The sequence below is a fragment of the Cyanobium sp. BA20m-14 genome (genome assembly GCF_024346295.1).
This window is the reverse complement of record NZ_JAGQCR010000104.1, coordinates 1-10,602: the sequence shown is the minus strand read 5'-3', so window position 1 is coordinate 10,602 and position 10,602 is coordinate 1. Positions and strand designations below refer to the sequence as shown.

Annotated in this window: 9 protein-coding genes; 3 read left to right on the top strand and 6 right to left on the bottom strand. The window is 66.4% G+C overall.

Annotated features, from left to right (window positions below):
• The 5 genes from KBZ07_RS10685 to KBZ07_RS10665 form a co-directional block, all read right to left on the bottom strand.
• Positions 1 to 977, bottom strand: a 977-nt coding sequence (locus tag KBZ07_RS10685) for a SpoIIE family protein phosphatase (protein WP_254931596.1), incomplete at its 3' end; no start/stop codon positions are given.
• Positions 974 to 2,311, bottom strand: coding sequence for a signal recognition particle-docking protein FtsY (ftsY, locus tag KBZ07_RS10680; protein WP_254931599.1), 1,338 nt, complete (start codon positions 2,309 to 2,311; stop codon positions 974 to 976). The genes KBZ07_RS10685 and ftsY, both read right to left, overlap by 4 nt.
• Positions 2,312 to 2,318: 7 nt before the next feature.
• On the bottom strand, positions 2,319 to 2,957 hold the full coding sequence (nusB, locus tag KBZ07_RS10675; RefSeq protein ID WP_254931595.1) for a transcription antitermination factor NusB: 639 nt from the start codon (positions 2,955 to 2,957) through the stop codon (positions 2,319 to 2,321).
• Entirely contained in the window at positions 2,957 to 3,682 is a 726-nt protein-coding gene (locus KBZ07_RS10670; RefSeq protein WP_197152674.1) for a DUF502 domain-containing protein, read from the bottom strand. The genes nusB and KBZ07_RS10670 overlap by 1 nt, the downstream gene beginning before the upstream one ends.
• Positions 3,683 to 3,754: 72 nt before the next feature.
• Entirely contained in the window at positions 3,755 to 4,426 is a 672-nt protein-coding gene (locus KBZ07_RS10665) for an HpsJ family protein (RefSeq protein WP_254931594.1), read from the bottom strand.
• A 48-nt stretch (positions 4,427 to 4,474) separates the two neighbouring features.
• Between KBZ07_RS10665 and queG the strand changes: the two genes are divergently transcribed.
• From queG to KBZ07_RS10650, 3 genes are all read left to right on the top strand, one after another.
• Positions 4,475 to 5,422, top strand: coding sequence for a tRNA epoxyqueuosine(34) reductase QueG (gene queG / locus KBZ07_RS10660; RefSeq protein WP_254931593.1), 948 nt, complete (start codon positions 4,475 to 4,477; stop codon positions 5,420 to 5,422).
• A gap of 24 nt (positions 5,423 to 5,446) precedes the next feature.
• On the top strand, positions 5,447 to 6,346 hold the full coding sequence (locus KBZ07_RS10655; RefSeq protein WP_254931592.1) for a tetratricopeptide repeat protein: 900 nt from the start codon (positions 5,447 to 5,449) through the stop codon (positions 6,344 to 6,346).
• Between the two features lie 198 nt (positions 6,347 to 6,544).
• Positions 6,545 to 8,962 carry a DNA topoisomerase (ATP-hydrolyzing) subunit A gene (locus tag KBZ07_RS10650; RefSeq protein WP_254931598.1) on the top strand — a complete coding sequence of 806 codons (2,418 nt, stop codon included), beginning with the start codon at positions 6,545 to 6,547 and terminating at the stop codon, positions 8,960 to 8,962.
• A 34-nt stretch (positions 8,963 to 8,996) separates the two neighbouring features.
• On the opposite strand, the gene purF is transcribed toward KBZ07_RS10650, so the two are convergent.
• A complete protein-coding gene (purF, locus tag KBZ07_RS10645; protein WP_254931597.1) occupies positions 8,997 to 10,478 on the bottom strand; it encodes an amidophosphoribosyltransferase in 1,482 nt (493 codons plus the stop codon).
• Positions 10,479 to 10,602: the final 124 nt, after the last annotated feature.

The following is a 10,602-nucleotide window of genomic DNA, read 5'->3' as shown; positions in this document are numbered from 1 at the left end:
GCATGGGCAAAGCGCAACCGGCGGGTTTTGGGGTCGTAATCGGAATAGAAGAGGGTGACGAAACGGTGCGAATGGGCCAGGTCTTCCTGGGCCAGCTGGTTGAGATCGTGAAGGATCCGTTCCGGGGAGTGGCCGCTCAACACCTCCGCCCGCAACATGCCCCTCAACAGGGTCATCAACAGGCCCGCGGGCACACCCTTGCCCATCACATCTCCCATCACCAGGGCCCAGCGGGCCTGCTCACGGCGCTGGCCCTGCAACTGGGGGCGGGTGGGGATGAAGTCGTAGTAGTCACCACCCACCTGGAAGGCGGGCCGGCAGCGGGCGGCCAGCTCGACTCCGTCGATCACGGGGCAGTGATCGGGCAGCAACTGGGCCTGGATCTCCGCGCCCGTACTGAGCTGGCGATCGAGGCGCTCATGGCGCCGCATGGTCTGCTGCAGGGCATCATTTTCCAGGGCCACGGCGCTGAGATCGGCCACCAGCTGCAGGTGGCGTCGATGCACCTCACTCCAGGCAAAGCCCTGGCGCCCACTAAAGACATAAAGCCGCCCCCGCTGCACGCTGCGGGCCATCACCGAGGTGGCAAACACCTGGCTACCGCCCAGCAAGCGGCCTACCAGCTGGTCGAGCAGGGTCAGCTCCCCATCCCCGAGGGCAGCCAGTTGACGCACCAGCTCGGCACAGCGATCCCCAGGCGAAGCCTGGAGTTGCTCGCGCCAGATGCGGCCATCTTCGTGAAACACCACCAGCACGGCCCCCTCTGCCTCCACCAGCCGGGATGCCACCAGGGGCACCAGCTCCAGGAAGCGGCCCAGGTTGGTGAAGCTGCGCAGGGTGAAGGCCAGGGAGGCGAGCAGCTCCTGATTGCGGCGCTGCTCCCGGCTGAGGCTGTCGAGTAACTGCCGCAGGGAAGCTGCCGCCGAGAGGACCGGGCTGGCCTGCTGCGGGGGGCGCGGTGGCGGCTTGTTGCTCACCGAGCCAGGAGGGCCTCGACGAATTCAAAGCTGTTGAAGGGGCGCAGATCGCGAATACCCTCGCCAGCGCCGATAAAACGGATTGGCAGCCCCGCCTCCGATGCCACCGCCAGGGCGACGCCGCCGCGGCCACTGCCATCGAGCTTGGTGAGCACCACGCCGGTGAGGCCAGCCGCCTTGGCAAAGGCCATGGCCTGGCGCAGCCCGTTCTGACCCTGGCTGGCATCGAGAACCAACAATGACTCCACAACCGCCTCGGGAGCCAACTTGTCAATGATGCGGCGCACCTTGGCCAGCTCCTCCATCAGGTTGTGCTTGGTCTGCAGCCGGCCGGCCGTATCAACCAGCACCAGCTCCGTGCCCTTGGCCTGGGCCGCACCGATGGCGTCGTAGACCACCGCCGCCGGATCGGCATTGGCGCTGGGGTTGGCCACCACCGGCACGTTGCTACGCTCGCCCCAAACCTGCACCTGCTGCACCGCAGCGGCCCTGAAGGTGTCAGCAGCCGCAATCAGGCAGGTGTAGCCACTGCGCACGGCCAAATTGGCCAGCTTGCCCAGGGTGGTGGTCTTGCCGACGCCGTTGACACCCACCAGCAGCCACACATTGAGCTGCTGCCGCTTGGGAGCCAGCAAGGCTGCCGGGCTGGCCTTGATCGGTTTGTCGAGAATGGCGCGCAGCTGCTCCTTGAGAAAGCGAAGCCCCTCGCTGGGATCTACCACCTCCAGGTTGAGGCGCTGGCGCAGGGCATCGAGCACCTGATCGGTGGCCTTCACGCCCACATCAGCCCGCAGCAGGGTGGTTTCTAGATCGTCCAGCACCTCCGGGGTGAGGGGGTCATCGCCGAGCTTGTCGAGCAGCTGGGTGACAAAGCCCTGGCGGGTTTTCTCCAGGCCCCCGCGCAGGCGGCCGAGCCAGTCGATCTCCTCAAGAGACACCTGATCGGCGCGCTTGCCCTGGGCCGCCAGCACCTCGGCAGACCAGGTAAAGACGGTGTCGAAGTCACCCAGGCTGGGCTCGGGGCCTGGGGCAGCTTGCGGGGCTGCTGCGGTTTCAGGGGTCGCGAGGCCGATGGCCTGCTGCCGTTCGGCCCTCTGGGCCGCCGCCTGCTCGAGCAGGGACAGGACGGGTGTCGGTTCTGGGGAGGAAAGTTCTGGGGAGGGAGGAGGTGCAATGGCCTCTGGTGGCGCCTCCTTGTGATCCTCCTGCTGCTCCTGCTTCTGCTCCTCCTGCTGGGCCTTCAGCCGGGCGTAGGCCAGCCGGGCCCATTCCAGGGCGTCCTGATTGGCGTCTGCTGGGTCAGGCCCAGTTCGGTTAAACCAGTCGTAAGCCATGGCGCCCTCAGGCTCCCGCCACCGCTCGGGCGGCGGTGAAACGGCGAAGCACCCCATTGATCATGCGGCGCCCCTGTTCGTCGCTGTAGCGATTTGCCAGCTCCACGGCCTCGTTGCAGGCCACCGCCGGGGGGGTCTGAAAGCTGTCGAGATCCACGGCGGCCAGACGCAGGATGTCGCGGTCGATGCGGGGCAGGCGGGTGAGCCGCCAACCCTCCATCACCCCATCGAGCCGACCATCGATAAGTTCGCGGTCGCGCAGCACGGCCTCCACCCGGGCGAGGGCTCCGCGGCGCACCTGATCCTGATCGGCCAGCAGCAACAGCCGCGGCAACTCCAGGCTGGCGGAGAGGCGATTGATGGCCTGCTCGGCCGCCGCCAGACCCGCATTTAGGTGCTGACGCACCCGCGGCAGCTGCTGCTCACCCTGCTCCTGCAACTCGCTGTCCAGTAACTGCTGCTGGGCTATCTGCAGATCCTCTGCGGATCGGTCAAGGGCGTCGCGCACGTGCTGGCTCAAGGTGGCGAGCACCTGCTGCAGCAGGCCATCCATGGCGGTGGGCAGCACCGGCTTTGGGCCACCACGGTCGCTGATCTGACCCAGCATCAGCAGGGCCAGTTCGCGGGAGAGGGTGCGGCTCTGCATCAGGAGAGTTGGGGGGTGCGCAGCTGGGCCAGCAGGCTGGAAAAACTGCGATTGGGAGTGGACCGCTCGTCAGGGTTGACGATGCCGGCGGAAATAATGGTGCGGAAGGCATCCTCCACCGAGATCTCAAGGTCCTTGACGGAGCGTTCCGGCACCAGGGTGTACCAGCCAGTGGTGGGATTGGGGGCCGTGGGAATGAATACGCTGAGCATGGGCTCGGGCAGGCCGGCCTGGAGGGCACTGCCAATCACGCCGGTCACAAACCCCAGGGCAAAGAGCCCCTCCCTGGGATATTCGACCAGCACCACGCGACGAAATTTAGTTGAGTTGCCCTGCAGGAAAGTTTCCAGCAGCTGCTTGAGGGTCTTGTAGACCGAGCCCGCCAAGGGAATGCGCAGCAGGGTGCCCTCGCCGAATTCCAACAGCCAGCGGCCGACGATGTTGCGGGCCATCAGGCCGATCAGCAGGATGCCGAGCAGGGGCACCAGCAGCCCAACCCCCAGGTTGATCAGCTCCTGCAGCAGGGGGCTGAGGGTATTGAAAGGGTTGAACTGCTTGGGGATAGATGTGAGAAAAGCCAGCACAAAACGGCTCACCGTGGTGGCCAGCCAGATCGTGGTAGCCAGGGGAATCACCACCAGCAAACCGGCGATCAGGTCGTTCTTGAGGTCAGCCTGAAGCCGGTCCCCCAGGGGCTGATCTGTCTTGGGATTGGCTTGAACCAAGTGACAATCCGGAAATCCGGCCTGCAGCTACCACTCTGCAACTTAGCCAGCCAGCCGCACCTAGCGCCTAATTCAGAGCAGGGCCACCAGGGCCACCAGCACGAAGCCGATCGCCAGCACCACTGCGGCACCGGTGCCGGCATAGCGGCGCTGCTGAACGGCCACATCCCGGCCCAGGCCAGCCTGGGCGAGTTGCTGCTCCGCCCGCTCGAGCTGGGGCTTGAGCTGGGTCTCGATGAACTCCTGGGCTTTTTGTCTCTTGAGTTCCGAACTGGCGCCTTCGGGTATCTGGCCGTTTTGCTCCGCCTGGGCGATCAACTGATCCACAAAGGCAGGGTCCTGCAGCTGCTGCTTCTGCCTCTCCAGCTGGGCAGACTGCTGGGCGATGGCCCCATCGGCCTGGCTGGCCTGCTCCTCCAGGGCCTGGCTGGCACCGATCGAAAGTGGCACCCCCACCACCATCGCCAGGGCCAGCAGGATGGCCAGAACGGCCACGAGCAAGCGCAGGGGGGTGCGGCCGGCGGCGGGATGGTCGAGACGGCTGCCGAACAGCATCAACAGCAAACCCACCAGGGCCAGGGGCGCCTCGTTGACCAACCTTTCGGCGAGCAGGGAGCGGAAGGGTTCAAGCGACCAGTTCCAACTGGCCACCAGGGCCAGCAAATGCAGCCCGAACAACACGACCAGGGTGAGGCCAAGCCAACGCAGCAGATGGCCCTGGCGGCCGAAGGAGGCAGTGCTCACAGGCGGATGCTCGCGGCAGATTGGGATAACGGCGCAAGTGTACGGGCGATGGCGCACAACGCCCACGGGGAGCTGGCACTCCAGCTGAAACAGCAGGCCCGCCAGCTGGGGTTTGACCCGGTGGGCCTCGCCGCCGTGCCCGCCGGAGAGCGCCTGGGCCTGCGAACGGCGGCCCTGGAGCGCTGGCTGGCGGCGGGATATCAGGCCGACATGGCCTGGATGGCCGACCCGCGCCGGCGCGCGGTGGAGCAGCTGTTGCCGGGGGTGCGCAGCCTGCTGGCGGTGGGGCTCAACTACTACGTGGCAACCGAGCGGGCCCCAGGCTCCCTGAAGGTAGCCCGCTACGGCTGGGGCCGCGATTACCACCGGCTGATCGATGGCCGCCTACGGCGGCTGGGCCGCTGGCTGGAGAAGCAGGTGCCCGGCGTGCGCTGGCGAGCCTGCGTCGACAGCGCCCCGCTGCTGGACAAGGCCTGGGCCGAAGAGGCGGGCCTGGGCTGGATCGGCAAGCACGGCAACCTGATCCACCGGAAACGGGGCTCCTGGCTGCTGCTGGGCCACCTGCTCACCAGCCTGGAGCTGCCCGCCGACGCCCCCGCCCAGCCCCTCTGCGGCAGCTGCAGCCGCTGCCTGCCGGCCTGCCCCACCGGCGCCATCAGCGAACCCTTTGTGGTGGACAGCCGCCGCTGCATCGCCTTCCACACAATCGAAAATCGCGATGCCGAGCTGCCCGCCGCCATCGCCACGGCACTGGAGGGCTGGGTGGCCGGCTGCGATATCTGCCAAGAGGTGTGTCCCTGGAACCAGCAGCCCCTGGCGAGCAGCAACGACCCGGATCTGCAGCCGCGGCCCTGGCTGCTGGATCTGCGGGCCGAATCGGCCCTGCAGTGGGGCGACGAGGAGTGGGATGAAAAACTGCGAGCCTCGGCCCTGCGACGGATCAAACCCTGGATGTGGCGTCGCAACCTCAGGGCCAGTGAGGGCAACCATGTCTAGGGTGGCCAAACCTGTACCCAAGCGATGGCACGGCGCCGGTTGCGCACTTGTTGGTCTCTGGTTGGTGCCATCGGACTGCTGCTCACCACGGGCCTACCCGCCAAGGCCCTGGTGCCCTACGTCTATGTGCCCCAACGCCAGGAGCTCGAAGGCGCCGGAATGGGAATTGCCCAGGCGGCCGCCCGCTTGCTGCGCCTAGGCCAGGCCGGGGATGCGGCGCGCCTTGCGGCCCTGACCGTGCAGCTGCTGCCTGAAGACCCCCGCGGCTGGGTGCTGCTGGCCGAGGCTCAGCTGCGCAGCAACCAGTTGGAGCAGGCCGGCATCTCCCTGGCGAAAGCAAAACAACTCGATCCCCGCAACCCGGGCATCTGGTTTGCCGAGGGCTCCCTTGCCCTGCGGGCCAGCAAGCCAAGTGAGGCCATCAACCTGCTGGAGCAGGGCCTGAAGCTCGACAGGAGCAATGCGGGAGCCTACTTCGACCTCGGCAACGCCCGCATCCTTCTCGGCCAGAGCGGCGAGGCCCTGGCGGCCTTTGAGCGGGCCTCCTCCCTGCGCAAAGACTTCTGGGAAGCCCTCAACAACCAGGGGCTGGTGCTGTTCGAGCAGGGCCAGAACAAGGCCGCCATCCAGCGCTGGCGCCAGGTGTTGGGCATCAAACCAGACGCTGCCGAACCGACCCTGGCCCTGGCCGCCGGCCTGTTTGCCAGTGGCGCCGAAAGGCGCAGCGAAGCCCTGGAACTGGCCGGCAAAGCCCTCGACAGCGACCCCAACTACGTGCTGGAGAGCTATCAAAAAGAACAGCTCTGGGGCCCGAAGCTGCGCAGCACCACCCAGCAACTGCTGCTGCTGGGCGAGCTCAAGCCGGTGGTGGATCGGGCCCTGGCCAATGCCAGTCCTGAGGGGGAAAGCAGCGAGGAGGAGTGAGGCCAAGCGTGAACTGAACCCCCCAGATGGGCTGGGGATCCCTGGACAGCATCTGTAGGCTGAGCCCCACTTTCCCTCCCCAGACCACAGCAACGGATGGCCGAGGAGCATTCAGGGGAATCCAGCGGACCGGATAACAATCCGGGTAGGGATCCGGGCAACGATCCGCGCATCCAGCCGATCGCCCTGCATCAGGAGATGCAGCGCTCCTACCTCGAGTACGCGATGAGCGTGATCGTGGGAAGGGCCCTGCCGGATGTGCGGGACGGGCTCAAGCCAGTGCAGCGACGGATTCTCTTCGCGATGCATGAGCTGGGCCTCACCCCCGATCGCCCCTACCGCAAGTGCGCCCGGGTGGTCGGTGACGTGCTGGGCAAATACCACCCCCACGGCGACCAGGCCGTCTACGACGCCCTGGTGCGCCAGGTGCAGACCTTCGCCAGCCGCCATCCATTGCTGGATGGCCACGGCAACTTCGGCTCCGTCGACGACGATCCGGCGGCGGCGATGCGCTACACGGAAACCCGCCTGGCCCCGATCGCCAATGAGGGGCTCCTCGATGAAATCGGCAGCGAAACCGTTGACTTTGCCCCCAACTTCGACGGCTCCCAACAGGAACCAACGGTTCTGCCCGCCCAGCTGCCCTTCCTGCTCCTCAATGGCTGCACCGGCATCGCCGTGGGCATGGCCACCAACATCCCGCCCCACAACCTGGGCGAGGTGGTGGATGCCCTGATCGCCCTGGTGGGCAACCCGGATCTCAGCGACGAAAAGCTGCTGGAGCTGGTACCGGGTCCGGATTTCCCCACGGGCGGCGAGGTGTTGGTGGGCCAGGGCCTGCGCGACACCTACCTGCTGGGCCGAGGCAGCATCCCGATGCGGGGGGTGGCCCACATCGAGGAAGTCCAACCCGGCAAGGGCCGGCACCGCCGCGGCGCCGTGGTGATCACCGAGCTGCCCTACCAGCTGAGCAAGGCGGGCTGGATCGAGAAACTGGCAGAGCAGGTGAACGAAGGCAAGATCGGCGGCATTGCCGACATCCGCGACGAGAGCGACCGGGATGGCATGCGGGTGGTGGTGGAGCTGCGGCGGGACGCCAATGCCGAAACCGTGCTGGCCGACCTCCAGCGCCGCACCGCCCTGCAGAGCAATTTTGGGGCAATTCTGCTTGCCCTAGTCAATGGCCAGCCGGTACAGCTGAGCCTGCGGCGCCTGCTGCAGGAATTCCTCGAATACCGCGAACTCACCCTGATCCGGCGCACCCGCTACGCCCTCAAGCGCTGTGAGGATCGACTCGAAGTTGTCGAGGGTCTGATCAAAGCCCTCAACGCCCTGCAACGGGTGATCGCCCTGATCACCGCTGCCAGTGATGCCGCCAGTGCCCGGGCGGGCCTGCAGGTGCAGTTCGATCTGAGCGAGCGCCAGGCCGATGCGGTGCTGGCCATGCCCCTGCGGCGCCTCACCGGGCTGGAGCAGGCAAGCCTGCGCAAGGAAGCGGACAACCTGGCCACCGAGCAGGGCCAGCTGCGCCAGCTTCTCGACAACCGGACACTGCTGCTCAGCACCCTGGTGGCCGAGCTGAAGTCGTTGCGCAAGCGCTTTGCGACACCCCGTCGCACCCGCCTGGTGGAGGGGGGTGACGCCCTGGTGGCCCAGCGGGCCGCGGCGGTTCGCCCCAACGCCGAGCTCCAGAGGCAACAGGCCTATGCAGCTCTCAACCCGGATAGTCGCCTGCTGATCCAGGCGGATGGGGCTGTCAAGATCATCAGCCCCCAGATGCTGGGTCGCCTCCACCTCGAGGAGCCCGCAGAACTGGCCGAGCAACCAGCTCCCGCCAGGTTGATCCTGCCCATCGCCGCCCAACCGCTGTTGCTTGCCTTCACGGTGAGTGGTCGGGTGGCCCTGCTGCGCTGGGAATTTGCCGCCCAACAGCCCGGCAATCTGGAGCGCTTCCTGCCCGAAAGCCTCGAAGGGGAGCAGGTGGTTCAAGTGCTGCCACTGCCGAAACAGGGAAGCCTGGGGCTCCTGAGCAGCGACGGACGCTTCAAACGCCTGCCCGTAGGGGAGTTCCAGGAGTTATCTGGACGGGCCACCACGGTGCTCAAACTCAAGGAAGGGGTGAGCCTGCGCCGGGTGGTGAGCGGCCAGGAAGGGGACCTCCTTGTGGTGGCGAGCAGCACCGGGCGGATGCTCCGGCTCCTCATGAACGAAGCCAACCTGCCGCTGATGGGCCGTGCGGCCCAGGGCCCGATGCTGATGCGGCTGCTGCCAGGCGAGGTGGTGGTGGGGGCAGCCTGCGCCCCTGACGAATCGGCCAGCCTGCTGCTGGCCAGCGGAGCCGGGCAGCTGAAGCTGCTGCGGATCTCAAGCCTGCGCCCGTGCCAGCGCGGTGACATGGGCCAGATCGGCCTGCGGATCCAGCAGCGGGGCGATGCCCTGATCGACCTGAGCGGAGCCGACAGGCCCCTGGTGGGATTGCTGAGCGACAGGGGCTGGAGCGGCCGTCTCGAGCTCAGCCAGCTGACCCCGGAAGACTGCGGCGGTGCTGGCATCTGCCTCGATCTTCCGGCGGGCCAGCAACTTCGCGAGCTGGTGCCGTTGATCAACACCCCCTAGTGCCGGGCCATTACCGGTGCAGCTGGTAGTGCAACTACCGGTGCAGCAGCACGCTGGCAGCGATTCCGGAGGGCTCCAACATCAACTTGCTGGAGCGCACCTGCTCGTCCATCTCGATTGGATAGCTTCCGTCGAAGCAGGCCGTACAGAAATGGCTGGAATTTGCCTGGGCCGCCTCCACCATGCCCTGCTGACTCAGGTAGGCGAGCGAATCGACGCCCAGGTGGGAGGAGATCTCAGCGAGGCTGAGCCGGGCAGCGATCAGCTGGTCCTGGGTGTCGGTGTCGATGCCGTAGAAACAGGGGTGGGTGACCGGCGGCGAACTAATCCGCATGTGCACTTCTAGGGCCCCGGCATCGCGCAGGGCCTGCACCAACTTGCGACTGGTGGTGCCGCGCACGATCGAATCGTCGATCACCACCACCCGCTTGCCCGCCAGCACATCGGGCAGGGGGTTGAGTTTGACCCGGATACCCGCCTCGCGCATCGCCTGGGTGGGCTGGATGAAGGTGCGACCCACGTAGCGGTTCTTGATCAGGCCATCGCCAAAGGGGATGCCACTCGCCTGGGAATAACCGATGGCAGCCGGAATGCCGGAATCGGGTACACCGATGACAATGTCTGCCGCCACAGGCGTTTCCCGGGCCAGGGCCTCGCCGATCCGCACCCGGTAGCTGTAGAGGGATTCGCCGAAAAAGCGGCTGTCGGGTCGGGCGAAATAAATCATCTCGAAGATGCAGAGCTTGGCCTCCTCCACGCACCAGCTGCTGCGCTCCGGCAGGGGATCACCCGCTCTGAAATGGATGATCTCGCCTGGTTCCACATCTCCGTCAAAAACAGCGCCGATGATGTCGAGACCACAGGACTCACTACTAACAACCCACTGGGCATCAGCCAGATCGCCGATGTGACCAAACACCAGGGGGCGGATGCCGTGACCATCGCGCAGGGCAAATAAGCCCTGGGGCGTGCCGATTACCAGGCTGAAGGCGCCGCGGCAGCGGCTGGCGGCATGGCGGATTGCCCCATCCCAGTCGCGGCCCCCATTCACCGCTTGCTGGATCGCAAAGGCAATCAACTCGGAATCGGTGGTGGAGGTGAGCTCGCTGGCGATATCTGCCAGCTCCAGGCGCAGCTCGGCCGCATTCACCAGGTTGCCGTTGTGGGCCAGGGCGCAGGGGCCTAGCCGGGTCATCAGCACCACCGGCTGGGCATTGCACACCTTGCTGCTACCGGTGGTGGAGTAGCGGTTGTGGCCTACGGCCAGGTCGCCGACCAGGCGTTCCAACACGTCCTGGTCGAACACCTGGCTGACCAGGCCCATGTCTTTATGCAGCCGCACCTTGTGGCCGGCATCGAAGACGGCGATACCTGCCGACTCCTGGCCGCGGTGCTGGAGGGAATAGAGGCCGAAGTAGGTGAGGTTTGCCACCGGCTCCCCAGGCGCCAGTACGGCGTAGATGCCGCAGGCCTCTTCTGGTTTGTCGGGCCGCTGATCGGTGGGGTCCGAATGCATCACCGGCACGGACCCATTCGGGATCAGAGGGAACGGCCATTCTGCACCAGATCCCCACCCATGCGCCGGGGGATTGCCTGCTCATAGCAGGTCTGCAGCGCCTCCACACCCTGATCCAGCACCA